Raw genomic sequence first — 25,667 nt, forward strand, 5'->3', positions numbered from 1 at the left:
CGCCGATGGCAGAAAAAGGCGCGGCTTTATAAAACTTTTGTAGCGAAGCGCGGCCATAAAATCATTGAATATCAGTGAATTAAATCGCTGGTAATACACAGGGCGAGGAAAGTTTTTTTCATCGCCCTTTTTACGGAAACAGAACCGGAAAACCCTACGCAAACGTTTTCTTTTTCTGTTAGAATGCGCCCCGAACTGGATGCAGGGGTGCGATAGCACTGGGCTGGAAGAGTTCATGATCTGGATTGATTACGTCATTATTGCGGTAGTTGGTTTTTCGGCTCTGGTCAGCCTGATTCGTGGGTTTGTCCGGGAAGCCTTATCTCTCGTTACCTGGGGATGTGCGTTTTTTGTCGCCAGTCATTATTACGCCTACCTTGCAGTCTGGTTTACAGGTTTTGACGACGAACTGGTTCGCAACGGCATCGCCATCGCGGTGTTATTCGTTGCCACTCTGATTGTGGGTGCCATCGTGAACTATGTGATCGGCTCGCTGGTTGAAAAAACCGGCTTGTCAGGAACCGACAGGGTGTTGGGGGTCTGTTTTGGGGCGTTGCGTGGCGTACTGATCGTGTCTGCTATGCTGTTCTTCCTCGATACATTCACCGGCTTTTCCAAAAGCCCCGACTGGCAACAGTCGCAACTTATTCCCGAGTTCAGTTACATCATCAGGTGGTTTTTCGATTACCTGAAAAGCACGTCGAGTTTTTTACCCCGGTGACACCATCGGGAGTGCGGCTAATGAGGAAATGACAATATGTGCGGTATTGTTGGTATCACCGGTTTTATGCCAGTAAACCAGTCAATCTATGACGCGTTAACGGTGCTTCAGCACCGCGGGCAGGATGCCGCCGGCATTTGTACCATCGATGCTATTAACTGCTTCCGTTTGCGTAAAGCCAACGGTCTGGTAAGCGATGTGTTCGAAGCGCGTCACATGCAGCGTTTACAGGGCAACATCGGGATTGGTCATGTGCGCTACCCAACGGCAGGCAGCTCCAGCGCCTCTGAAGCGCAACCTTTCTACGTGAACTCCCCTTATGGCATCACCCTGGCGCATAACGGTAACCTGACCAACGCGCACGAACTGCGTAAACAGCTGTTCGAAACGGGCCGCCGTCACGTTAATACCACCTCTGATTCCGAAATCCTGCTGAACATTTTTGCGCAGGAGCTGGACCGTTTTCAGCACTATCCGCTGGAAGCTGACAACATTTTTGCTGCGGTGGCGGCGGTGCATCAGCAGGTGCGCGGCGCTTACGCGGTCGTTTCTATGATTATCGGCCACGGTATGGTCGCTTTCCGCGATCCCAACGGTATTCGTCCGCTGGTGCTGGGCAAACGCGTCATTGCCGACGGCCGCACGGAATACATGGTCGCGTCGGAAAGCGTTGCGCTGGACACGCTGGGCTTCGAGTTCATTCGTGACGTAGCGCCGGGCGAAGCGGTGTACATCACCGAGCAGGGCCAGCTCTCTACCCGTCAGTGTGCGGAAAACCCGAAAACCAATCCATGCCTGTTCGAGTACGTCTATTTTGCGCGTCCGGACTCATTCCTCGACAAAATCTCGGTGTACAGCGCCCGTGTGCGTATGGGCACCAAGCTGGGTGATAAAATTGCCCGCGAGTGGGAAGATCTGGATATCGACGTGGTGATTCCGATTCCGGAAACCTCAACCGATATCGCGCTGGAAATCGCCCGCATCCTCGATAAACCTTATCGTCAGGGATTCGTGAAAAACCGCTATGTTGGCCGCACCTTTATCATGCCGGGCCAGCAGCTGCGTCGCAGCGCGGTTCGCCGCAAGCTGAATGCCAACCGTGCCGAGTTCCGCGATAAAAACGTGCTGTTGGTGGATGACTCCATCGTCCGTGGCACCACTTCGGAGCAAATTATCGAGATGGCGCGTGAAGCGGGTGCGAAGCGGGTTTACCTGGCTTCTGCAGCGCCGGAAATTCGTTTCCCGAACGTGTACGGCATTGATATGCCTAGCGCTACTGAGCTGATCGCGCACGGTCGTGAAGTGGAAGAGATTCGTCAGCTGATTAAAGCCGATGCGTTGATTTTCCAGGACCTGAACGATCTGATCGAAGCGGTGCGTGAAGAGAATCCGGATATCGCGCAGTTCGAGTGCTCGGTATTCAACGGCATTTACGTCACCAAGGATGTCGACCAGCAGTACCTTGAGTATCTGCAGTCGCTGCGTAATGACGACTCTAAAGCCATTGCACGTCAGACAGAAGTTGAAGGTCTGGAACTGCACAACGAAGGCTAAGCTCAACGTTGTGGCAGAATGAAAAGCAGGGCGGGCGCAATCCCGCCCTGTTTGTTTTTGTATTTTTGTTCAGCGAGCCGCTATCATTGCCGCAATCTGAACCAGCAAGGCTAAATTATGAAACGACTGATCATTGGCATTTCCGGCGCCAGCGGCGCAATTTACGGCGTGCGGATGTTGCAGGTACTGCAACCGCTGACGGAAGTGGAAACCCATTTGGTGATCAGTCCCGCCGCACGCCAAACCCTGGCGCTGGAAACCGATTTCAGCCTGCGTGAGGTGCAAGCGATGGCCGATGTGGTGCACGACGTGCGCGATATTGCCGCCAGCATCTCCTCCGGCTCCTACAAAACCCTCGGCATGGCGATTGCGCCATGCTCGATGAAAACGCTCTCCGGTATTGTGCATAGCTACAGCGATAGCCTACTGACGCGCGCCGCGGATGTGGTGCTGAAAGAGCAGCGTAAGCTGGTGCTGTGCGTGCGCGAAACGCCGCTGCATCTGGGGCATCTGCGCATGATGACCACGGCAGCTGAACTCGGTGCGCTAATTATGCCGCCGGTACCGGCGTTTTATCACCGTCCCCAATCAATTGGCGATTTGGTCGATCAAACCGTCAATCGCGTACTCGATCAGTTTGATATCGAACTGCCGGAAGATCTTTTCACTCGCTGGAGCGGCGCATAATGGTGCAGTGATGCACTGACTCTGTGCAAATTCGGGGGCGCGATCACTGTTCGTGCATCTTGTGCACCAAAAGTTAACAATGTCGCTTTTTCTTCCTCACACCGCTGTTATATTTCCCTCACAAACTAAGTGCTTGCGCCGCTTATCGGCGCGGTATTTAGTGCGCCTGTGCAGCGTTTAGCCGATTCGCATAACTGGCATGAAACGTGCACATCTTACTGCGCAAACCAACACATCACGCACTACATAACAATAAGCACTTCACTTGAGGGTTACCTATGAAAAAGCGAGTTTTGGCTCTTTCTCTGATGCTGGCAATGGCAAGTAGCGCGAGTGTCTTCGCCGCTGTGCCGCAGTCGCTGCGTATCGGAACTGACCCGACTTATCCGCCATTCGAATCCAAGAACGCGCAGGGCCAGCTGGTTGGCTTTGATATCGATCTGGCCAACGAAATTTGTAAGCGTATCAAGACAAAATGTACTTATGTAGAAAGTGATTTCGATGCGCTGATCCCTTCGCTGAAGGCGAAGAAAATTGACGCCATCATCTCTTCTCTCTCTATTACCGAGAAGCGCCAGGAAGAGATCAACTTCTCTGAAAAACTGTACGCGGCAAATGCTCGCTTAGTGGCGCCGAAAGGCTCAACGCTGCAGCCAACCATTGAATCACTGAAAGGCAAAAACATCGGTCTGCTGCAGGGCACCACCCAGGAAACTTATGCAAAAGAGTACTGGCAGCCGAAAGGCGTCACCGTTACGCCATACGCTAACCAGGACCTGGTATATCAGGACCTGAATGCGGGTCGTATCGATGCCGCGTTCCAGGATGAAGTTCAAGCGAGCGAAGGTTTCCTCAAGCAGCCGGTCGGCGCAAAATATGCATTTGCTGGTCCAGCGGTTAAAGACGATAAAATCTTTGGCGTCGGTACCGGTATGGGCTTGCGTAAAGATGACGCGGATCTGAAGGCAGCGATCGATAAAGCCTTTGGCGAAATGCGTAAAGACGGAACTTACGACAAGATTGCGAAAAAGTATTTCGACTTTAACGTGTACGGCGACTAACAATTCTGTTCCTGACCCTGTTCTTTGAGTTGCAGGAAGGTTGGTCATAAGTATTCACTCCGGGCGCTTACTTATGTAAACTGCCCGGCTTCATACGCTTGCCGCCATCCATCCTGCGATTCAAATTTCCTGGTTAGGACTGTCCGTCAGTTGGGCAGCGTTTGTAATTTACCCTCACGACAGGATTGAACTCATGTTGTATGGCTATTCCGAAGTAATCCTCAAGGGCACCCTTGTGACGCTGGAGCTGGCGCTCAGCTCGGTGCTGCTGGCGGTGGTGCTCGGCCTGGTTGGCGCGGGCGCCAAACTCTCCCGCAATCGCCCGCTGGCGATGCTGTTCGAAGGCTACACCACCTTAATTCGTGGTGTTCCCGACTTAGTATTGATGCTGCTGATCTTCTACGGTCTGCAGATCGCCCTGAATACCCTCACCGATGCGCTGGGACTGGCCCAGTTTGATATCGACCCGATGGTCGCCGGTATCATTACGCTTGGCTTTATCTACGGCGCCTACTTTACCGAAACCTTCCGTGGTGCCTTTCTCGCCGTGCCTCGAGGACAGATCGAAGCGGCAACCGCCTTCGGTTTTACTGGCTCGCAGACCTTCCGGCGTATTCTGTTTCCGGCGATGATGCGCTTTGCGCTGCCGGGCATCGGCAACAACTGGCAGGTCATTCTGAAAGCGACTGCGCTGGTGTCGCTGCTGGGGCTGGAAGATGTGGTGAAAGCCACGCAGCTGGCAGGTAAAAGTACCTGGCAGCCGTTCTACTTCGCCATTGTGGCAGGCGTGATTTATCTGGTATTTACCACGCTGTCGAACGGCGTGCTGTGGTGGCTTGAACGTCGCTACACGGTGGGTGTGAAAAGGGCAGAGCTATGATTGAGATTATTCAGGAGTATTGGAAACAGCTGCTCTGGACCGATGGTTATCGTTTTACCGGCATCGCGATTACCTTGTGGTTGTTGATCCTTTCTGTGGTGATCGGCGGTTCTTTGGCAGTGGTGCTGGCGATTGCGCGCGTCTCCTCCAACCGCTTTATCTCCACGCCGGTGTGGCTATTCACTTACGTGTTTCGCGGCACGCCGCTGTATGTGCAGCTGCTGGTGTTCTACTCCGGCATGTACACGCTGGAAGTGGTGAAAGGCACGGAGTTGCTGAATGCCTTCTTCCGCAGCGGACTGAACTGTACGCTGCTGGCGTTTACGCTCAATACCTGCGCTTATACCACCGAAATCTTTGCTGGCGCGATTCGTTCGGTGCCGCACGGTGAAATTGAAGCGGCACGCGCCTATGGCTTCTCGCCGTTTAAACTCTATCGCTGCATCATTCTGCCTTCGGCACTGCGCACGGCGCTGCCGGCGTACAGCAATGAAGTGATCCTGATGCTGCACTCCACTGCGCTGGCGTTCACTGCCACGGTGCCGGATCTGTTAAAAATTGCGCGCGATATCAACTCGGCCACCTATCAGCCGTTTACCGCGTTTGGCATTGCAGCGGTGCTGTATCTGATAATCTCTTACGGGTTGATTAGCTTGTTCCGCAAAGCCGAACAACGCTTCCTGGCACACGTAAAACCTTCTTCATCGCACTGAGTATCACTATGGCTGACAATAAATTAAGCGTTACCGAACTGCACAAACGTTACGGTGAGCATGAAGTTCTAAAAGGCGTATCACTGCAGGCCAACGCCGGCGATGTGATCAGCATTATTGGCTCGTCCGGTTCCGGGAAAAGTACCTTTTTACGCTGCATTAACTTCCTCGAGAAACCGAGCGAAGGCACCATTACCGTTAACAATCAGCAGATCAACCTGGTGCGCGACACCGATGGCCAGCTCAAAGTTGCGAACAAAGAGCAGCTGCGTATGCTGCGTACCCGTCTGACGATGGTGTTTCAGCACTTCAACCTGTGGAGCCACATGACGGTGCTGGATAACGTCACCGAAGCGCCGATTCAGGTGCTGGGGCTTAGTAAGGCCGAAGCGCGCGAACGTGCGATTAAGTATCTGGATAAGGTTGGTATTGATGCGCGTGCGCGCGCCAAATATCCGGTGCATCTCTCTGGCGGTCAGCAGCAGCGCGTGTCGATTGCGCGTGCTCTGGCGATGGAGCCTGAAGTGTTGCTGTTTGACGAACCGACCTCGGCGCTCGATCCAGAGTTAGTCGGTGAAGTGCTGCGCATTATGCAGAAGCTGGCCGAAGAGGGGAAAACCATGGTGGTGGTGACGCACGAGATGGAGTTTGCTCGTCACGTCTCTAATCATGTGATCTTCCTGCATCAGGGCAAAATCGAAGAGCAGGGCACGCCGGATGAGCTGTTCGGTAACCCGAAAAGCCCGCGCCTGCAGCAGTTTTTGAAGGGATCGTTAAAGTAGTTTTAGAATAGTGCTGGCTGGTCTGTGCTCGCTGCCCCCCACCTCGGTCCTCCCCCATAAATGGGGAAGGAAGATGCTGCAATATGTGCGTACTGATGCTGCATGTGGCAGCGTCTCCTTCCCCCGCTAGCGGGGGAAGGCGGGATGGGGGACAGCCAGCACGTTCTAATCCCGCAACAATCTCAGCGCCGTATCCTCATCGGTCACCAAGCCTGACACCCAGCCGCCCTGCAGCGCGGCGCGAATCGCTGGATACTTACGTTCACTGCCGGCAAAGCCGATAATCTGGCGCTGCGTCTGGCTTTCCAGCAAGACGCTGGTGAGCAGCTCATCGGTTTCACCCAACACGCGTTCGCCTTGATGATTGAAAAAGTGCCCGAGCATTTCGCCAACCACGCCGCGTGCGTTGAGTGCAGCCACTTGCGCATCGGTAATAAAGCCTTCGGCATGTAGCGGGCAACCTGGCTGTACTTCGCCAATGCCGACGAAGGCTACATCTGCCTGCAACGCGCGTAGCGTGACGCGTTGATAGACCTGATGCTGAATCCACATCGCCTTGTCTTCGGGTGTATCGGCATACAGCGGTGCAGGGATGAAAAAATACTTACCCTGCATCTTCTCCGCCATCTTCAGCGGCACGTCATAACGCGTACCTGAATCGTCTCGCGCAATCGCGCCAATCATCGAAACGCACTGATGCTGTGGTCGTTCAACCCAGGGAAGCGCATCGATCATTGAACGCAATGTCTTGCCCGAACCGATGCCAAATACCTGCGGTTGCTCTTCGCTGATATATTGCGCCATCACCGCTGCGCCTTCCACGGCCAACATCTGCTGGATGGCATCATCATTAAGGTTGGCTGAAGGCACGACGCGGCACAGCTGCAGAGCAAACCTCTCCTGCACTTCGCGCGCCAGTTGCAAACAATGGGTGACGGGATGCTCAATCTTCACGCTCACCATGCCCATTTCCCGTGCGTTGGACACTAAACGCTGCGCCACCTGACGCGACAATCCCAACGCACGCGCAATCTCCTGCTGTGTCACCCCAGCGACGTAATACATCCAGGCCGCACGTGCTGCCAGTTCTTGTTTTTTCTCTTCTCTGCTCATCGCGCTGTTCCGTCAAAACCGGTGCGCCATGTTAACGCGAGAAGGCCGCTAAGTGTTAACTGAGCAAAAGCCCTAAAAAAGAGCAAAAGTATTAATTGTGATTCAGTTCGCAGAACCTGGCTTACCGCACACACTATGCTACACGGCATCGGGCAAATGCCCTTAATCGTGGCAAATGTTTATTTTGAGGTGGCTATGACAAATAACTCAGTGTGGATGCACATTGGCGCAGGTTCATTTCACCGTGCACATCAGGCGTGGTATCTGCATAAATTACGCGAGCAGGGCGATGAGTGCTGGGGCATTGCACTCGGTAATATCCGCAGCGACGCTGCGCCGCTGCTACAGCAACTCGCCGCGCAGAGTGGCGAGTACGTACTGGAAACCGTTACTCCTGAAGGCGAACGCGCCTACGAAACCATCACTTCACTGCGCAAAATTCTGCCTTGGGACAGCGACATCAGCGCGTTAGTTGAGCAGGGTGCTAAAACAGAAACCTGCGTAATCAGCTTCACCGTCACCGAAGCTGGTTACTATTTGACGCCGGAACATGAACTTGATCTTGAACAGGCGGATGTGCAGGCCGATGTGAAAGGCGATATCCGCACCATTTATGGCGCTCTGGCGCGCATTCTCTCCCAGCGACTGGCAAAGGGCGGCGCGCCCGTCACGCTGCTCAACTGCGATAACCTGCGCCATAACGGCGAACGTTTCCGTCACGGCTTCCTCGCGTTTCTCGCAGCGCAGGGCGATCGGGCACTGGCAGATTGGGTACGCACCAGCACGACGTCACCCAACACGATGGTCGATCGCATCACGCCACGCCCGACGCCGGATGTGGCTGAGCGGGTAAAAGCTGCCACCGGCAAAGACGATGGCGCGGCGGTAATGGCCGAATCCTTTATTCAATGGGTGATTGAGGATGATTTCATTGCCGGTCGTCCGCCGCTGGAAAAGGTGGGCGTTGAGCTGGTTGAGTCAGTATTGCCGTGGGAAGAGGCAAAAATCCGCATCCTCAACGCGACGCATGCCGCAATTGCCTGGGCAGGCACGCTGATTGGCCTCAATTACATTGACGACAGCACGCGTCAGCCGGCGATTTATCAATTAGCGTATGACTATGTGACGCAGGACGTGATGCCTTCACTGTCGCCGAGCCCGTTGAATTTGGCGGATTATCGCGATGTGGTTCTGGCGCGCTTCAGTAATCCCTACATCAAAGACACTAATCAGCGCGTTGGCGCCGATGGTCTGTCGAAAATCCCCGGCATGGTGACGCCAACGCTGCGCGAATGCTATCAGCGCGGCGCAGAACCGGCTGCCACCGCCGTGCTGCCTGCGCTGTTCTTCCTGTTCCTGCAACGTTGGGCTGATGATGATTTGCCTTACACCTATCAGGATGGCGTGCTGCAGGCCGATGCGCTGCGTCAGCAGTTTAGCCGGTCCGATACCCTTACTGCATTCCTCAGCGACAGCGCGTTGTTTGGCGAACTGGCGCAGGACAAAGCGTTCCATGCGCTGGTGACCCGCACCGTTGCTGACCTGCAGAAGTGGCTGAAACAGCCGCAACCTGCGCTGGCTGAAGGGTAAGGAGCGGGTCATGTATCTCGGAATCGATATTGGTACTTCTGAACTCAAAGCGCTGCTCATCAATGCGCAGGGCGACATCGTCGCGACTCATCACGCCGCGCTTAGCGTGCAGCGTCCACATGCCCACTGGGCCGAGCAGGATCCTGAACGCTGGTGGCAGGCCTGCGGTGAGGTGTTGGCCGGATTGCGCCAACAGGCCGCAGCGGCGTGGAGCGAAATTCGTGCTATTGGCTTGTCGGGACAAATGCACGGCGCGGTGCTGCTGGATAACCAGGGTGAGGTGTTGCGTCCTTGCATCCTGTGGAATGACACGCGCAGCGCAGCGCAATGTGCAGTACTCAGCGCGCAACATCCGGAAATGATGCAGCTGAGCGGCAACATGATCATGCCGGGCTTTACCGCACCAAAGCTGCGTTGGGTAGCGGAACATGAGCCGGAGATTTTTCAGCGCATCGATAAGGTGCTGCTGCCAAAAGATTATCTGCGCTGGCGTTTGACCGGACGCTTTGTCAGCGAACCTTCGGACGCGGCGGGTACGCTGTGGCTTGATGTCGCCAAACGCGACTGGTCCGACGAACTGTTAGCCATTAGCGGATTGACGCGCACCCACATGCCCGAACTGGTGGAAGGCAGTGCAGTTAGCGCCACGCTGAAAGCCGAACTGGCAAGCCAGTGGGGCATATCGGCCTCGGTTAGCGTGGCGGGCGGCGGCGGCGATAACGCGGCATCGGCGGTGGGAGTCGGCGCGATCAATCCGGGAGATGCCTTTATCTCTCTGGGTACTTCCGGCGTGATTTTCGTGGTTAACGATCGCCTGCTGGCCGATCCACAATCTGGCGTGCATGCCTTTTGCCACGCCTTGCCTGGGCGCTGGCACCAGATGAGCGTAATGCTTAGCGCCGCCAGCTGTCTGCGCTGGCTGTGCAATCTGTTGTCGGTCACGGAAAGCCAGCTGATGGACGAGATGGCACCGCTCAGTGAGGAACAACGGCGTCATGCGCCGCTGTTCCTGCCCTATCTTTCTGGCGAACGCACGCCGCACAACGATCCTGATGCCTGCGGCTCCTTCTTCAATCTGCGCCATGAAACGCCGCGTGCGCTGCTGGGTTACGCGGTGATTGAAGGCGTGGCTTTTGGTCTGGCCGATGGATTGGCGGTGCTGGGTGATGCGCAGCAGCAGATTCGTCAATGCAGCCTGACCGGCGGCGGGGCACGCAGCACGCTGTGGGCCCAGCTGATTGCGGATGTGCTGCAACTGCCCATCGTCACGCATCCGGCCAGCGCCTCCGGCGCATTGGGCGCAGCACGTCTGGCGTGGTTGGCCGATGGTGGTGCCGAGCGCGATGTCTGTCTCAAGCCGCCGGTGCAGGCGCGCTATCAGCCGGATGCCGGGCGCGGCAAGGTGCTGCACCAGCGATTGCATCTGTTCCGCACACTCTACGAACAGCAACAGCAGGCGCGGGCGCTGTTGCCTGCCTAACTCCAGACAGAGGATGAATGAGATGCAATCGAATGAATACTGGTTTGGCTTACCGAAAAAGATGTTCTGGGGCTTCCTCGCCATCGCCATCTTTATGGCAGGTGACGGCTTTGAGATGGCGTTTTTATCGCGTCATATCACCGATATGGGCTTCACCCCTGCGCAGTCGGCGGTGGTGTTTACCTTTTATGGACTTGCCGCTGCGCTGGCTGCGTGGGCCTCGGGCGTGGTGGCGGAGCTGATTACCCCGCAGCGCGCCATGATGATTGGCTTCGTGTTGTGGATTGTGATGCACACGCTGTTTATGTCGCTTGGTCTGGGGATGCGTAACTATCCGCTGATGGTGCTGTTCTATGGCATTCGCGGCCTGGCGTATCCGTTATTCATCTACTCGTTCATGATGATGCTGGTGCAGGTGCTGCCGCGGGAAAAACTGGCGGCCGCGACCGGTTGGTTCTGGGCGATGTACTCGGTTGGCATTGGTGTGGTTGGCAGCTATTTACCGAGCCTCACCATTCCCATGCTGGGCGAAACCGGTACGCTGTGGCTGGCGATCGTATGGGTGGCGTGTGGCGGTGTGCTGGCTTACTTTAGCTTGCGCCACGTGCCGGTTGACCGTTCGCGCGTCAATCTGCCGATGCGCGACAAAATGACCGAAATGTCGCGGGCCGTCACCATTCTGTTCACCAATCAGCACGTGTTTTATGCCTGTCTGATTCGCATCATTAACACGCTGTCACTGTTTGGCTTCGCCATTATCATGCCGCTGCTGTTCGTTGATCGCCTTGGCTTTACCATTTCCGAATGGCTGCAGATCTGGGCGGTGTTCTTCTTTGTCACCATCTTTACTAACATCTTCTGGGGCATCACCGGCGAGAAACTGGGATGGATTCGTCAGGTGCGCTGGTTTGGCTGTGTCGGCATGGCCATTTCCAGCCTGGCATTCTATTACCTGCCAGTGTATGCCGGGCATAACTTTTGGGTGGCGCTGATTCCGGCGGTGATGTTGGGGATTTTTGTCGCGGCCTTTGTGCCAATGACGGCCGTGTTCCCGACGCTGGAGCCGCATCACAAAGGGGCTGCCGTATCGATTTACAACCTGTCGGCGGGATTGAGTAACTTCGTGGCACCCGCTATTGCTTCGGTGATGCTACCGTTCTTCGACATCGTGGGCGTGGTGTGGGCGTATACCGGATTGTATGTGTTTGCCGGCGTGCTAACCTTTATCATTCGCGTACCGCAGCCGGGTCATACGCGTGAACCTGTGACGTTGAAATCTCGCGTCGCGCAACAGCGCAGTTAATACCTCAGGGCGGCCGACGTGCCGCCCTGATTATTCAACCGGCGACATCCTGCAGCGCTTGCTCTAAATCGTACCAGCGGAAACCAAATCCCGACTCTTCCAGCCGCTTTGGCAAAACATGTTGCCCGCCCAGCACCAGCACCGCCGATTCCCCCATCATCAGCTTGATGGCGCTGGCTGGCGTGCGCATAAAGGCCGGACGATGCATCACATGCCCCAGCGTGGCGGCGAACTGCTCGTTACGCACCGCATAAGGTGCAACCATGTTGAAAGGCCCGCGCAGTTCCGGGTGATCGATCAGCCACAACAGCGCGTTCACCAGATCGTCGATATGAATCCACGGTAAATACTGTTTGCCGTTGCCAATCGGACCGCCCACACCCAGTTTGAACGGCAGCTTCATCTTCGCCAGTGCGCCGCCTTCTTTTGCCAGCACCACGCCGGTACGCAGCAAACAGACGCGGGTGCGGTCACTTTGCGCGGTTAACGCCAGTTGCTCCCAGCGCGCGCATAGCGCATGGGTAAATTCATCGTGGCCCGGATCGTCTTCAGTCAATACCAGATCGCCGGTATCGCCATAAAAGCCGGTGGCCGAGCCAGAGATCAAAAATTGGGGAGGATGGCTGCTGGCGTGGATCAGCGAGACCAGCTGTTCGGTAATCTGCCAGCGACTTTCGCAAAGCCGCTGTTTCTGCTGCTCGGTCCAGCGTTTATCCGCTATCGGTTCGCCTGCCAGATTGATCACGCCATCAATGCCGTTTAAATCGGATTGCTGATTAATGCCGGACCACAGCGCCACGTTGGGATTGAGTTTCTCTCGCGCGGCGGCGACATCGCGGGTGACAACGCTGACCTGATGCCCGAGCTGTAATAAGCGCGGGATCAGATGACGGCCAATCAGGCCGGTGCCGCCGGTGATAAGTAAATGCATGTTGAGCCTCCTTGTAATTTTTTCTCTGCTCAGATTCAGCATAGAAGAGAAGCGCCCGTGCGGCGTGACTGGGCTTACGCTTATGAATAAAAAGGCGTAGTCAGCGCTGGCCTTAGCACCTAAACATCCGACCAGCGCACCATTGCCTTAACAAATAAAAATCGGTAAACATGATGCACACCTGACGCTTACCTGAGGCAGCCAATGAATTATCCAACCATTACCTTGTGGTCCGATTCTTCCTTTTTCAGCCCTTACGCCATGTCGGTTTATGTTGCGCTAACCGAGAAGGGGATTCCCTTTACCCTCAAGCGCGTCGATTTATCACAGAACGCGCAGTGGGATGATGATTATCGTGCACTCTCTCTTACCTGCCGCGTACCCACGTTGCAAATCGATGAGGTGGTTCTGACGGAGTCTTCAGCGATTGCTGAGTATCTGGAGGAGCGTTTTCCAGCGCCAGAGTTCGAGCGACTCTATCCACGCGACCGCGAAAAACGGGCGCATGCACGTGAAGTGCAGGCGTGGCTGCGCAGCGATCTGATGCCGCTGCGATCGGAACGTCCCACCGAAGTGCTGTTTGCCGGTGAGCGCTTTGCACCGCTCACGCCAGCGGGTGAGCAGGCCGCAAATAAACTGATTGCTGCGGTGCAGCGTCTGCTGCCGGAGGGACAGCAAAACCTGTTTGGTGAATGGTCGATTGTGGATACTGATTTAGCGGTGATGATTAATCGTCTGGCGCTGCACGGTGACGCGCTGCCAGTGAAGTTGCAGCATTATGCCGAGTTCCAGTGGCAGCGTGCTTCGGTGCAGTTGTGGTTGGCTGAATCCGGTAAAACACGCTAAGCACGATGCGCCTTGCGATGGCGAAAAGAACGCATTACCTTACCGCAGATTCTAATAAAGCGTGGCAATCAGGCGCGTGCTGGGCACGCCGAAAACAGAAAAGGGTTATGGATGGTGGATCAAACGGCAGGTGATGGTATCGAGTGGGTTGATATCGTTAACGAAGAGAACGAAGTCATTGCGCAGGCCAGCCGTGCGCAGATGCGTGCGCAGTGTCTACGCCATCGCGCCACCTATATCGTGGTGCATGATGGCATGGGCAAAATTCTGGTGCAGCGTCGTACTGAAATTAAAGACTTTATGCCGGGTATGCTTGATGCCACCGCCGGCGGCGTGGTGCAGAGCGGTGAAGACCTGCTGGAATCTGCTCGTCGTGAAGCGGAAGAGGAATTAGGTATCGCGGCCGTTCCGTTTGCTGAGCACGGACAATTTTACTTCGAAGATCAGCATTGTCGCGTGTGGGGCGGGCTGTTTAGCTGCGTCTCGCATGGTCCGTTTGCGATGCAAGAGGAAGAAGTGGATGAGATTTTCTGGATGACGCCGGAAGAGATCACCGCGCGCTGTGATGAGTTCACTGATGATTCGCTGAAAGCACTTTCACTGTGGCTGAGCCGCAACAGTGATGCCGCACGCCGCAAGCAGAGCAGTGAAGCATAATTACGCTGCGATAAAAAAGGCGCCCATCGGGCGCCTTTTTGCTTTTTAAGCGAGCAGGAAAGCGATTAGCCTTCGGCTTGCTGTGACTGAATCGCCGTCAGTGCGATGGTATAGACGATGTCATCCACCAGTGCGCCACGCGACAAATCGTTTACCGGCTTACGCATGCCTTGCAGCATCGGTCCGATTGAGATCAGGTCGGCAGAACGCTGTACCGCTTTGTAAGTGGTATTACCGGTGTTCAGATCCGGGAAGATGAACACCGTAGCGCGACCAGCAACCGCTGAGTTTGGCGCTTTGGATTTGGCAACATCTTCCATAATCGCGGCGTCATACTGCAGCGGACCATCAATAACCAGATCCGGGCGTTTTTCCTGCGCAATGCGCGTTGCTTCACGTACTTTCTCTACGTCGCTACCGGCACCGGAGTTGCCGGTGGAGTAAGAGATCATCGCAACGCGTGGATCGATACCGAAAGCTTTGGCTGAATCGGCAGACTGAATGGCGATTTCCGCCAGCTGTTCTGGGTTCGGATCCGGGTTGATGGCGCAATCGCCATACACCAGAACCTGTTCCGGCAGCAGCATGAAGAACACGGAAGAGACCAGCGAGCTGTTTGGCGCGGTCTTGATCAGCTGCAGCGGTGGGCGAATGGTGTTCGCGGTGGTATGAACCGCACCTGATACCAGGCCATCAACTTCGCCACTCTCCAGCATCATGGTGCCCAGCACCACGTTGTCTTCCAGCTGCTCTTGCGCCACCACTTCGGTCATGCCTTTGCTCTTACGCAGCTCAACCAAACGCGGCACATAGTTTTCGCGTACCACTTCTGGATCGACGATGACGATGCCTTTGCCCAGTTCAACACCCTGAGCGGCAGCAACGCGCTGAATCTCTTCCGGATTACCCAGCAACACGCAGGTAGCGATGCCGCGTTCGGCACAAATCGCCGCCGCTTTCACCGTGCGCGGCTCGTCGCCTTCTGGCAGCACGATGCGTTTGCCGGCCTTACGCGCCAATTCGGTAAGCTGATAACGGAATGCCGGCGGTGACAGACGACGACTGCGCTCAGAGGTGGCGGTCAGCGATTCAACCCAATCGGCATTGATGAAGCTGGCTACGTATTCCTGCACTTTCTCAATACGCTGAATATCATCAGTAGGAACTTCCAGGTTGAAGCTCTGCAGGCTGAGTGAGGTTTGCCAGGTATTGGTTTTCACCATAAATACCGGCAGGCCAGTCTGGAACGCACGCTCGCAAAGGCGCGCGATCGGCGCTTCAATCTGATAACCGCCGGTCAGCAACACCGCACCGATTTCCACGCCGTTCATCGCGGCCAAACATGCAGCCACCAGCACATCAGGACGATCGGCAGAAGTGACCAGCAGTGAGCCTGGACGGAAGTGCTCCAGCATGTGCGGAATACTGCGCGCGCAGAAGGTCACTGATTTAACACGACGCGTCTGGATTTCACCTTCGTTAATGATATCGGCATTCAGGTGACGGCACATGTCGATGGCGCGGGTAGCGATCAGATCAAAGCTCCACGGCACACAGCCCAGCACCGGCAGCGGGCTGTTGGCAAACAGCTGCTTAGGATCGATGTTGGCGATGCTCGCTTTGGAAGAGTCATCAAAAATCTCTGACAGATCCGGGCGCGTACGGCCTTGTTCATCCACTGGCGCATTCAGTTTGTTGATGATAACGCCAGTGATGTTTTTGTTTTTGCTGCCGCCGAAGCTGCTTTGCGTCAGTTCGATACGCTCTTTCAGCTGGGCCGGCGAATCGTTACCCAACGCCATCACGAAGACGATTTCTGCGTTCAGGGTTTTGGCGATTTCATAGTTCAGCGCCGAGGCGAACTGATGTTTACGCGTGGGGACCAGACCTTCAACCAGCACGACTTCGGCATCTTTGGCGTTCGCGTGGTAGTTGGCAATGATCTCTTCCATCAGCACGTCTTGCTGGTTAGAACCCAGCAGCGACTCAACGCGTGACATCTGCAGCGGTTCAGCAGCAGGAATTGCGGAGCTTTTACGGATAATGCTGGTGGTCTGATCTGGCGCATCGCCGCCCGCACGTGGCTGGGCAATGGGCTTGAATACGCTCAGGCGTACGCCTTTGCGCTCCATAGCACGGATCACGCCGAGGCTGACGCTGGTCAGGCCGACGCTGGTGCCGGTAGGAATGAGCATGATTGTACGTGACACGATAGAAACCTCTCAGGTGTTGCAGACTGTCTAAAACAACTCCGTCAGCCTAAGCTGACGGAGAGAAGTGTTTTTATGCGGTGAGACGCGCGGCATCTTGAGCAATCACCAACTCTTCGTTGGTTGGGATCACCACGGCTGGGCGAGTGCCTTCTTTATTGATGAAGCCAGATTTACCGAAGCGGGCTGCCAGGTTGCGCTCGTGATCGACCTCGAAGCCGAGCAGGCCCAGTTTCTGCAGCGCCAGTTCACGTACCATTGCTGCATTCTCACCGATGCCACCGGTGAAGATCACCGCATCCAGACGACCTTCCATCAGCGCAGTGTAGCTGCCGATGTACTTCGCCAGACGATGACAGAATACATCCATCGCACGTTTGGCATCCTCTTTGGTCGCGTAGTTATCTTCAACATAGCGGCAGTCGCTGGTGACTTCGGTCAAACCTAACAGGCCAGACTCTTTGGTCAGTAGTTTGTTAATGGCATCAACGCTCATGCCCAGTGCATCATGCAGGAAGAAGATGATGGCAGGATCGATATCACCGCTACGGGTACCCATCACTAAACCTTCCAGCGGGGTCAAACCCATTGAGGTGTCAACACACTGACCGTTGCGGATTGCGGAAACTGAACCGCCGTTGCCAAGGTGGCAAGTGATGATATTCAATTCAGTCACCGGCTTGTTCAGCATTTTTGCGGCTTCCTGCGTCACATAGTAGTGGCTGGTGCCGTGTGCGCCGTAGCGGCGAACGCCGTGCTCTTTGTACAGTTTGTAGGGCAGAGCATAGAGATAGGACTCTTCCGGCATTGTCTGATGGAATGCCGTGTCAAAAACCGCCACATTTTTATCGGAAAGATGCGGGAAGTTTTTCAGCGCTTCATCAATACCGATCAGATGCGCGGGATTGTGCAGCGGTGCAAATGAAGACGCATCTTTAATGCCCTGAATGACAGACTCGTCGATAATGACGGATTTCGTCAGCTGCTCGCCGCCATGAACAATGCGGTGGCCGATTGCAGCGATTTGTGCCGAAAGCTCTGGTTTTTGTGCCAGAATAGATTTAACGATGAAGTTGAGCGCTTCGCTATGAGCAGCGCCTGCACCCAATGGGGCTTCTTGTTTGCTGCCTTCCAGCTTCCATTTGATACGCGCTTCAGGTAAATGGAAACATTCAGCCAGACCCGACAGATATTCGTCGCCAGTGGCTGGGTTGAGGATGGCAAACTTAAGAGAGGAGCTGCCGCAGTTTAGAACCAGTACTAACTTCGTCGACATGGAAGTACCTATTTTGTTAAATAGTGGCTAAAAATAACGCAATCAGACTAACAGCGTAGCCCATGAAAGCTGGTAGGTTAATGATAAACATCATGTGCTAGTCAAAAATTGAGTGACATGCAAAAAATTTTGGTGATTTTACGCTTATTTTTGATAAGCGTTTAGTGAAACATGGCTCTGGCCGCTCTTTTATTGAGCTAATGCTTCCGGTAATGTTGCTTAAACGGCGTCAGAATACTCACTGTCACCCACAAAGACAAAAACTTTTGAAGGATGTCACGTAAAGTTGTGTAGTTATCGGTTTATTTTAAATATTGCAGATTTTGTTGAGGTCTATCATGGCGAATGAGACAGACAATCCCGGCTGGTTCAGCTTGTTCCAGCGCGGACAGCGATACATGAAGACCTGGCCTGCCGATAAACGCCTGGCGCCGGTGTTTCCCGAAAATCGTGTTGTGAATACCACCCGCTTTGCTATCCGTTTTATGCCGCCGCTGGCAATTTTCACGCTGACGTGGCAAATCGCCCTTGGTGGACAGCTCGGCCCAGCAATTGCAACGGCGCTTTTTGCCTGTAGCCTGCCGATGCAAGGTTTGTGGTGGTTGGGTAAACGCTCTGTGACGCCTTTGCCGCCAACCCTGCTGCAGTGGTTTCATGAGGTGCGCACTAAGCTGGAAGAAGCGGGGCAGGCGATTGCGCCTGTGGACGGTAAGCCGACTTACCAATCGCTCGCTGACGTATTAAAGCGCGCTTTTAAACAGCTTGATCGCACTTTCCTCGACGATCTTTGATCTGCTTACGCTTTTACCGGGCAGAGAATTTGAGCCAAATCCCGGTTCAAATCAAAGAAAAGTGATGCGGACACACACGCATCACTCTCCTTGTGTAATCATTTCTTCATTGTTTAAATCTTAAGCGGCCTTGCCGGCCCGGGAGCAAACCATGGAAATGACCCACGCGCAACGACTCATCCTTTCCAACCAATATAAAATGATGGCAATGCTCGAGCCCGATAACGCCGAGCGCTATCGCCGCTATCAAACCATTATTGAGCGCGGCTACGGCCTGCAGTTACGCGAACTGGACAAGGAATTCGGCGAGTTAACGGAAGCCACTTGTCGCCAGCTCATCGATATTATGGAAATGCACCATGCGCTGCATGTTTCCTGGTCGAACCTGAAAGATGGCAGTTCTATTGACGAGCGCCGCCTCGCGTTTCTTGGATTTGATGCCGCCACGGAAGCGCGTTACCTCGGTTATGTACGATTTATGGTGAATGTTGAGGGACGCTACACCCACTTTGATTCCGGCACGCACGGTTTCAATGCGCAAACACCGATGTGGGAAAAATACCAACGTATGCTAACGGTGTGGCAAACTTGTCCACGTCAGTATCATCTCAGCGCGAATGAGATCGCGCAGATTATCAATGCCTGAATAAGGAGCGATGTGTGAAGTACAGGGGTTTTCTGTTTGATTTAGACGGCACGCTGGTGGATTCACTGCCTGCAGTGATTCGCGCATGGTCACTGTGGGGCGAGCGCCACGGCTTATCGGCGGATGAGGTCCTGAGCTACATACATGGAAAGCCTGCTATCAATTCGCTGCGCCATTTCATGGCGGGACAATCGGAAGAGGCAATCCAGGCGGAGTTCCTTTGGCTTGAACGCTTAGAGGCTGAGGATACGCAAGGGGTGCAAGCCATTCCGGGTGCGTTAGCGTTACTCGCTACGCTGAACGAGTTACAGATTCCCTGGGCAATTGTGACGTCCGGTTCGATTCCGGTAGCGCACGCGCGCCATAAAGCGGCAAATCTGCCGATGCCAGAAGTCTTTATCACCGCTGAGAATATTAAGCATGGCAAGCCGAATCCAGAGCCTTATTTGCTGGGCGCGGAACGTTTAGGGCTTTCGGCGACACACTGCGTTGTAGTTGAGGATGCGCCAGCGGGCATCATTTCAGGTTTAGAGGCGGGCAGCGCGGTCGTTGCTGTGAATGCACCAGCAGATTCGCCGCGTCTCAACGACGTGGCGTTTCGCGTTACGACGCTGGAACCTGTAAAGGTGACGAAAGAGAGTAGCGGCGAGTTTACGCTCTCAATCAATGCATAATGAAACGGGCCTGAACGGCCCGTTTTTTATAAGGGGGTATCTTGCGAAATCTCATCCAATGACAGGCTAAAGCTGGGGATAAACACCTCAACGAAATAGTCCATTTCCGGCGAGCGACGCTGTGAGAGCGTTTTTTCCAGGCGCGCTTTCGCCAGCAGAAACTCGTTATTGCCCGCCGACAACTCTTCCAGACATTTTACGTAGGCGCAAAGTGCATCCGCTTGCTTCACCACCGATTGCTCACTTTCAGTATGCAAGTGTTCATCGATCAACGGGCGATAGGCGTCCTGTAGTTCAGCTGGCAACATATCTATTAGCTTCTGCTGGGCGATCTTCTCAATTTTTTTGTATTCGTGCGCGATCTGCGCGTTGTAATACTTCACTGGCGTAGGTAAATCACCGGTAAGCACCTCGCTGGCATCATGATAGAGCGCCAGCATCGCGATACGCTCAGCATTAAGGTTGCCGTTAAACTTTTTGTTTTTAATGATGGCGAGTGCATGAGCGACCATCGCCACCTGCAAGCTATGTTCGGAGACGTTTTCGGTGCGCACATTACGCATCAGCGGCCAGCGATTGATCAGTTTGAGGCGAGAGAGATGGGCAAAAAAATGGCTACGAGTCATGGACGGTTCCTGTTCGCATGGCGGGGAGAGCGAAGCGAACGCTCTCCCCGAAATACGATCACTATACCCTAAATAATTCAAGTCCCCATGAGAGGACTTGAATATCCACGGATACAGACGTGTCACCGATTACTGGCGATACCCTTGCAGGAAGCGCCCAAACTTACTTACGGCCATCTCCAGATCGTCCACGCGCGGCAGCGTAACAATGCGCACGTGATCCGGCCACGGCCAGTTGAAAGCGGTCCCCTGAACCAGCAGCACTTTCTCTTGCAACAGGAAATCCAGTACCATCTTTTGATCGTCGAAGATGTTGAATTTCTTGGCATCAATACGCGGGAACATGTAAAGCGCTCCCTGCGGTTTGACGCAGCTGACGCCAGGAATATCGTTGATTAACTCCCACGCACGCTGACGCTGCTCATACAAACGACCGCCTGGGGCGATGAATTCGCTGATGCTCTGATAGCCGCCGAGCGCCGTTTGAATTGCGTGCTGTGCCGGAACGTTGGCACACAGACGCATCGAGGCCAGCATTTCTAGCCCTTCAATATAACCTTTGGCATGTTTCTTCGGCCCATTCAATACCATCCAGCCCTGGCGGAAACCCGCCACGCGATAGGTTTTGGACAAGCCGTTAAACGTTACGGTCAGCAAGTCTGGCGCCAGTGCTGCAATCGAATGATGTTGAGCTTCGTCGTACAAAATTTTGTCGTAGATTTCGTCGGCGAAAATAATCAGGTTGTGCTGGCGTGCAATCTCAACAACCTCCAGCAATAGCTCTTTGCTATAAACCGCGCCGGTGGGATTATTGGGGTTGATGATGACAATGCCACGCGTGCGCGGCGTAATCTTGCTGCGAATATCATCCAGGTCTGGGAACCAGCCAGCCGATTCATCACACAGGTAATGCACCGCTTTACCGCTCGACAGCGAAACTGCAGCCGTCCAAAGCGGATAGTCGGGTGCGGGCACTAACATTTCGTCGCCACTGTTAAGCAATGCCTGCATGGCTTGCACAATCAGTTCCGATACACCGTTACCGATATAAATGTCTTCGACAGTAACGTCGCGCATATCGCGCGCCTGATAGTGCTGCATGATCGCTTTACGCGCCGAATACAGACCTTTTGAGTCGCAGTAACCTTGCGAGCTCGGCAGATTACGAATGACATCCACCAAAATTTCATCAGGCGCTTCAAAACCAAACGGGGCGGGGTTACCGATGTTCAGTTTGAGAACTTTGTTGCCTTCTTCTTCGAGACGTTTAGCCTCTTTCAGTACCGGACCACGGATGTCATAACAGACATTTTCCAGCTTGCCGGATTTATCAATTTGAAAATTCATCATTACCGCCTTTAAGGGCAGAGTCCTTTAACCTGCCACCAAAAATCAAACTTGCCCAATTTACTCTTCTCACCTTAACAAAAGAAGGGCAGCGCTTGGTTTTGGCGCATTTGCCATTTTTTCCCGCGCCGCATGGCGTAAAAGTCATTGGAATTCTATTAATCTGGTTCATTAATTCAGGGATGCAGTAATTGGTAAGATTAAACACTGCTTAGCTATGGCAGACGTGTAAATGCCTTCTTCCATCAGCATGGCGGACTATTCAGAAATTTTTCAGTCACAATTGGCTTATAAAAAAATTAGCGACCTAATGAAATAGTTAAGTGATTCTTGTTAGATGGCGAAAAAACGTCGGTTAATGGTTAAGCTCTAACTGGTGTTACAAAATGCAGTTCATTCTCATTCAGTTTTCAGGGATAGGATTAAGCTCCAGCAATGAGACAAATGTGGTGTAAAACACGGGTAAAATAGCATTTGTGCTGTAACTTTAACGCAAGTGTTTAAGATTCAGAACCTGGGGGGCTTAAAATAAGAGCAGCGTTATGGCAGGATGTGTGCGAAAAGGCTTTTGGTCAAAAATTGCAATGTTTTGAACAAAAACATTTCCATTTATAGCGTAAAAATGATTAAGTATAATTTATTATTTGATGCACTTTATCGCTTCGCATCTGCTTAACATGATGTTATTTCTTTTTGACCCGCAGGGACTTTACGCGGGATACATAGACAACTACGCAGCTTCCAGCACCTGTACGACATACGTTTCCGGCCCAGAAGTTCTGCTGTCTATAATGACGACGCTGCTCTGATCTCAGAGTGGTGCGATCGTCGGCATCCGCATAACAAAATTTTTTCGTGGCAGCCTCAACACAGGGCTGTCATTAAGCACCATTGCCTCTTATCTCTTTGATAAGTCGGGTAATACACCAGGGTAGTAGTTTTAAAAAATCTTATAAGTGAAGAAAAAAACATGACTAATGCAAATCGTCCGATACTGAATCTCGACCTCGATCTGCTGCGTACATTTGTTGCCGTTGCCGATCTGAATACTTTTGCAGCGGCCGCTGCCGCGGTATGCAGAACGCAGTCAGCAGTGAGCCAGCAGATGCAACGTCTGGAACAATTGGTAGGTAAAGAGCTGTTTGCCAGACATGGACGTAATAAATTGCTGACGGAGCATGGCATTCAACTGCTGGGTTACGCCAGGAAAATCCTTCGTTTTAACGACGAAGCTTGCACCTCTTTAATGTACAGCAACATCCAGGGCGTTCTGACCATTGGCGCTTCAGATGATACCTCAGATACCATTCTGCCGTTCCTGCTTAATCGCGTAACGTCGGTTTATCCGAAGCTGGCCATTGATGTTCGTGTCAAACGCAACCCGTTCATGATGGAAATGCTAAACCAAGGTGAAGTTGATCTGGTTGTGACCACGTCCAGCCCAGGCAATTTTACCCATCAGGTACTGCGAACTTCACCCACGTTGTGGTACTGCGCGGCGGATTATATCTTCCAGCGCGGTGAAGCCATTCCTTTGGTTCTGTTGGATGAGCCAAGCCCTTATCGCGATATGGCGATTGATCACCTCAACGAAGCTGGAATTCCGTGGCGCATCTCGTATGTCGCGTCTACGTTAGCTGCGGTACGTGCAGCTGTTAAGGCCGGTTTGGGTGTGACAGCACGTCCAGTTGAAATGATGAGCCCAGAGCTGCGAGTGATGGGAGCGGCGGAAGGTTTGCCAGTGCTGCCGGATACCCAGTATTTGCTGTGCCGTAATCCAGACAGCGATAACGAACTGGCGCTGGCTATTTTCAATGCCATGCAGTCCACCAACGATCCGTACAATTTGAGTGCTAATCCAGACGGTACGTTGTTGTTGGATGATGAAGAGTAAGTACTGCAGTAACTGATAATTCCTCCTAAATGGAATACCGGTTAATTGTTAAAACTTAGATAAATGAGCCTTAGCGAATTAATTACCCGCTAAGGCTTTTTTTATGCCCGTTTGTCGACCTTTTTTGACCAATTTTCCTGTCGAAGATTTCCTCATCATCTTAAAATATAGAATGCGTTCCATTCTTCTTCAGGATGGAATGATTTTATCAATTTGTGCCCTCTTTCCCAGGGCATTTGCCCGTTTGTAACGCTGGTTTTTGCATCATAAAACCCATTTATGTGCTTTGGATCAAAAAAATACCCCTGATAAGGGGGGGGAATCTTCGACAAGACCTGTCAAAATATGATTGTTAAATGCACGATCCATGCATGTGAATACCCGCTACACTAAAATTAACCTCACAAACTGAAGCGATTTAGCTGGCGATCGCAGAGGTGAATGTTAATAATATGCTGCAGCTGTAAAATAATGTTTGGATACTTTTGTCAAAGTTGACAAAAGGTTATAGAAAGGAGTAAAAACCCCTATAAAATTGCTGCTTTATTGCTAATGACAGCAAACTTTATAAGGTTTTTTATCCTTCCCTTGAATCGATGTGGTGTGTTTGCTGCAACAGTGCAGGATGCCATCACCACTTTTGATGAGTAAGCAAAGAGTATGTCGACAACTACAGAAGTGATCGCTCATCACTGGGCATTTATTGTTTTTATCGTTATCGCATTTGGCCTGTGTGCCTTCATGTTGACCGGTGGCTGGTTGTTAGGTGGACGTGCGCGTGCGCGACACAAAGACACCCCGTTCGAATCGGGTATTGAGTCGGTCGGTGACACTCATATTCGCCTCTCTGCAAAATTCTATTTGGTTGCGATGTTCTTCGTCATCTTCGACGTTGAAGCCCTCTATTTATACGCATGGTCGACTTCTATCCGCGAAAGCGGTTGGGTCGGCTTTGTCGAAGCCGCAATTTTCATTTTGGTGCTCTTGGCAGGCCTGGTTTATCTGGTGCGCATCGGTGCGCTGGATTGGGCTCCTGCGCGTCGTCGCGTAGTCGTCAAATCTGTCCCGGTCAGTCACAGCCACACCAACCCTCATAAGCAGTAAAAGCGAGGCAATAAGATGGACTACACGCTGACACGCGTAGACCCGAACGGGGGCGGCGATAACGATCGTTATCCTCTGCAGAAACAGGAAATTGTTACCGATCCGCTGGAGCAGCACGTTCACCGCAGCGTCTATATGGGCAAGCTCGAACACGCTCTGCATGACATGGTGAACTGGGGACGTAAAAACTCTCTGTGGCCATATAACTTCGGTCTCTCCTGCTGCTACGTGGAGATGACCACGTCATTCACTGCGGTGCATGATGTGGCACGTTTTGGTGCGGAAGTTATGCGCGCCTCACCACGTCAGGCTGACTTCATGGTGATTGCCGGCACGCCATTTACCAAAATGGCGCCGGTTATTCAGCGTTTGTATGACCAAATGCTGGAGCCGAAATGGGTGATCTCCATGGGCGCATGCGCTAACTCCGGTGGTATGTACGACATCTACTCGGTAGTGCAGGGCGTAGACAAATTCCTGCCGGTGGATGTGTATATCCCAGGCTGCCCACCGCGTCCTGAAGCGTATATGCAAGCGCTGCTGCTGCTGCGTGAGTCGATTGGTAAAGAGCGTCGTCCACTGTCGTGGGTGGTTGGCGATCAAGGTGTTTACCGCGCCAATATGCAGCCAGAGCGTGAAAGGAAACGTGGTGAGCGTATTGCCGTCACCAACCTGAGAACGCCAGACGAAGTTTAAGCTTCCCGTTCACGGATGGAGCCACGGCCGCAGCAGAACATCACAATTTAATGTGCGCCGCCATCCTGACGCCTTCTTTTGAGCG

Annotated in this window: 24 protein-coding genes; 18 read left to right on the forward strand and 6 right to left on the reverse strand. The window is 53.3% G+C overall.

Annotated elements, in window-relative coordinates; translation table 11 throughout:
* The first annotated feature begins 235 nt into the window (after window positions 1–235).
* From cvpA to hisP, 7 genes are all read left to right on the forward strand, one after another.
* On the forward strand, window positions 236–721 hold the full coding sequence (gene cvpA / locus PMI17_RS10665; RefSeq protein ID WP_007889274.1) for a colicin V production protein: 486 nt from the start codon (window positions 236–238) through the stop codon (window positions 719–721).
* Window positions 722–757: 36 nt separating this feature from the next.
* On the forward strand, window positions 758–2,275 hold the full coding sequence (gene purF / locus PMI17_RS10670; protein WP_007889277.1) for an amidophosphoribosyltransferase: 1,518 nt from the start codon (window positions 758–760) through the stop codon (window positions 2,273–2,275).
* Between the two features lie 117 nt (window positions 2,276–2,392).
* Window positions 2,393–2,962, forward strand: coding sequence for a UbiX family flavin prenyltransferase (locus PMI17_RS10675; RefSeq protein WP_007889281.1), 570 nt, complete (start codon window positions 2,393–2,395; stop codon window positions 2,960–2,962).
* 278 nt (window positions 2,963–3,240) lie between these two features.
* Window positions 3,241–4,023 (forward strand): lysine/arginine/ornithine ABC transporter substrate-binding protein ArgT, encoded by a 783-nt coding sequence (gene argT / locus PMI17_RS10680; RefSeq protein WP_007889282.1) that lies wholly within the window; start codon window positions 3,241–3,243, stop codon window positions 4,021–4,023.
* Window positions 4,024–4,216: 193 nt separating this feature from the next.
* Window positions 4,217–4,903 (forward strand): histidine ABC transporter permease HisQ, encoded by a 687-nt coding sequence (locus tag PMI17_RS10685; protein WP_007889283.1) that lies wholly within the window; start codon window positions 4,217–4,219, stop codon window positions 4,901–4,903.
* On the forward strand, window positions 4,900–5,616 hold the full coding sequence (locus PMI17_RS10690) for an ABC transporter permease (protein ID WP_007889284.1): 717 nt from the start codon (window positions 4,900–4,902) through the stop codon (window positions 5,614–5,616). Before PMI17_RS10685 ends, PMI17_RS10690 begins: the two co-directional genes overlap by 4 nt.
* An 8-nt stretch (window positions 5,617–5,624) precedes the next feature.
* Window positions 5,625–6,398, forward strand: coding sequence for a histidine ABC transporter ATP-binding protein HisP (hisP, locus tag PMI17_RS10695; protein WP_007889285.1), 774 nt, complete (start codon window positions 5,625–5,627; stop codon window positions 6,396–6,398).
* 165 nt (window positions 6,399–6,563) lie between these two features.
* Here hisP and PMI17_RS10700 read toward each other — a convergent pair whose 3' ends face one another.
* Window positions 6,564–7,511, reverse strand: coding sequence for a sugar-binding transcriptional regulator (locus PMI17_RS10700; RefSeq protein WP_007889286.1), 948 nt, complete (start codon window positions 7,509–7,511; stop codon window positions 6,564–6,566).
* A gap of 195 nt (window positions 7,512–7,706) precedes the next feature.
* Here PMI17_RS10700 and dalD point away from each other — a divergent pair, with 195 nt between their 5' ends.
* From dalD to PMI17_RS10715, 3 genes are read left to right on the forward strand one after another with little or no spacing between them, the layout of a single operon-like run.
* Complete coding sequence (dalD, locus tag PMI17_RS10705; RefSeq protein WP_007889288.1) at window positions 7,707–9,101, forward strand: D-arabinitol 4-dehydrogenase; 1,395 nt, start codon at window positions 7,707–7,709, stop codon at window positions 9,099–9,101.
* A 10-nt stretch (window positions 9,102–9,111) separates the two neighbouring features.
* Window positions 9,112–10,581 carry a xylulokinase gene (gene xylB / locus PMI17_RS10710; RefSeq protein ID WP_007889291.1) on the forward strand — a complete coding sequence of 490 codons (1,470 nt, stop codon included), beginning with the start codon at window positions 9,112–9,114 and terminating at the stop codon, window positions 10,579–10,581.
* 22 nt (window positions 10,582–10,603) lie between these two features.
* The gene (locus PMI17_RS10715; RefSeq protein ID WP_007889292.1) at window positions 10,604–11,884 is read left to right on the forward strand and encodes an MFS transporter; all 1,281 of its coding nucleotides are present in this window, start codon (window positions 10,604–10,606) and stop codon (window positions 11,882–11,884) included.
* Window positions 11,885–11,918: 34 nt separating this feature from the next.
* Here the strand turns inward: PMI17_RS10715 and PMI17_RS10720 are convergent, their stop codons facing one another.
* Window positions 11,919–12,815 carry a TIGR01777 family oxidoreductase gene (locus PMI17_RS10720; RefSeq protein ID WP_007889293.1) on the reverse strand — a complete coding sequence of 299 codons (897 nt, stop codon included), beginning with the start codon at window positions 12,813–12,815 and terminating at the stop codon, window positions 11,919–11,921.
* A 204-nt stretch (window positions 12,816–13,019) separates the two neighbouring features.
* On the opposite strand from PMI17_RS10720, the gene yfcF reads away from it, so the two are divergent.
* Both yfcF and yfcD read left to right on the forward strand, forming a co-directional pair.
* Window positions 13,020–13,661, forward strand: a complete 642-nt coding sequence (yfcF, locus tag PMI17_RS10725) for a glutathione transferase (RefSeq protein ID WP_007889294.1) — start codon at window positions 13,020–13,022, stop codon at window positions 13,659–13,661.
* 111 nt (window positions 13,662–13,772) lie between these two features.
* Window positions 13,773–14,318: an NUDIX hydrolase YfcD gene (gene yfcD / locus PMI17_RS10730; RefSeq protein ID WP_007889295.1), complete on the forward strand. Its 546-nt coding sequence runs from the start codon at window positions 13,773–13,775 to the stop codon at window positions 14,316–14,318.
* Window positions 14,319–14,383: 65 nt separating this feature from the next.
* On the opposite strand, the gene pta is transcribed toward yfcD, so the two are convergent.
* Window positions 14,384–16,528: a phosphate acetyltransferase gene (gene pta / locus PMI17_RS10735; protein WP_007889297.1), complete on the reverse strand. Its 2,145-nt coding sequence runs from the start codon at window positions 16,526–16,528 to the stop codon at window positions 14,384–14,386.
* A gap of 73 nt (window positions 16,529–16,601) precedes the next feature.
* On the reverse strand, window positions 16,602–17,804 hold the full coding sequence (gene ackA, locus PMI17_RS10740) for an acetate kinase (RefSeq protein ID WP_007889300.1): 1,203 nt from the start codon (window positions 17,802–17,804) through the stop codon (window positions 16,602–16,604).
* 338 nt (window positions 17,805–18,142) lie between these two features.
* Between ackA and yfbV the strand changes: the two genes are divergently transcribed.
* From yfbV to PMI17_RS10755, 3 genes are all read left to right on the forward strand, one after another.
* Window positions 18,143–18,595, forward strand: coding sequence for a terminus macrodomain insulation protein YfbV (yfbV, locus tag PMI17_RS10745; RefSeq protein ID WP_007889303.1), 453 nt, complete (start codon window positions 18,143–18,145; stop codon window positions 18,593–18,595).
* 151 nt (window positions 18,596–18,746) lie between these two features.
* Complete coding sequence (locus tag PMI17_RS10750) at window positions 18,747–19,241, forward strand: YfbU family protein (RefSeq protein WP_007889306.1); 495 nt, start codon at window positions 18,747–18,749, stop codon at window positions 19,239–19,241.
* Window positions 19,242–19,255: 14 nt separating this feature from the next.
* Window positions 19,256–19,915 carry a sugar phosphatase gene (locus tag PMI17_RS10755; RefSeq protein WP_007889308.1) on the forward strand — a complete coding sequence of 220 codons (660 nt, stop codon included), beginning with the start codon at window positions 19,256–19,258 and terminating at the stop codon, window positions 19,913–19,915.
* 26 nt (window positions 19,916–19,941) lie between these two features.
* On the opposite strand, the gene yfbR is transcribed toward PMI17_RS10755, so the two are convergent.
* Window positions 19,942–20,541, reverse strand: a complete 600-nt coding sequence (gene yfbR, locus PMI17_RS10760) for a 5'-deoxynucleotidase (protein ID WP_007889310.1) — start codon at window positions 20,539–20,541, stop codon at window positions 19,942–19,944.
* Between the two features lie 129 nt (window positions 20,542–20,670).
* A complete protein-coding gene (locus PMI17_RS10765; protein WP_036620879.1) occupies window positions 20,671–21,888 on the reverse strand; it encodes a pyridoxal phosphate-dependent aminotransferase in 1,218 nt (405 codons plus the stop codon).
* 970 nt (window positions 21,889–22,858) lie between these two features.
* On the opposite strand from PMI17_RS10765, the gene lrhA reads away from it, so the two are divergent.
* From lrhA to PMI17_RS10780, 3 genes are all read left to right on the forward strand, one after another.
* A complete protein-coding gene (gene lrhA, locus PMI17_RS10770; RefSeq protein WP_007889314.1) occupies window positions 22,859–23,782 on the forward strand; it encodes a transcriptional regulator LrhA in 924 nt (307 codons plus the stop codon).
* 660 nt (window positions 23,783–24,442) lie between these two features.
* The gene (locus tag PMI17_RS10775) at window positions 24,443–24,886 is read left to right on the forward strand and encodes an NADH-quinone oxidoreductase subunit A (RefSeq protein ID WP_007889316.1); all 444 of its coding nucleotides are present in this window, start codon (window positions 24,443–24,445) and stop codon (window positions 24,884–24,886) included.
* 15 nt (window positions 24,887–24,901) lie between these two features.
* Window positions 24,902–25,582, forward strand: a complete 681-nt coding sequence (locus PMI17_RS10780) for an NADH-quinone oxidoreductase subunit B family protein (protein WP_007889318.1) — start codon at window positions 24,902–24,904, stop codon at window positions 25,580–25,582.
* Window positions 25,583–25,667 lie beyond the last annotated feature (85 nt).

It is taken from the genome of Pantoea sp. GM01 (assembly GCF_000282675.1).
Lineage (GTDB): Bacteria > Pseudomonadota > Gammaproteobacteria > Enterobacterales > Enterobacteriaceae > Pantoea > Pantoea nemavictus.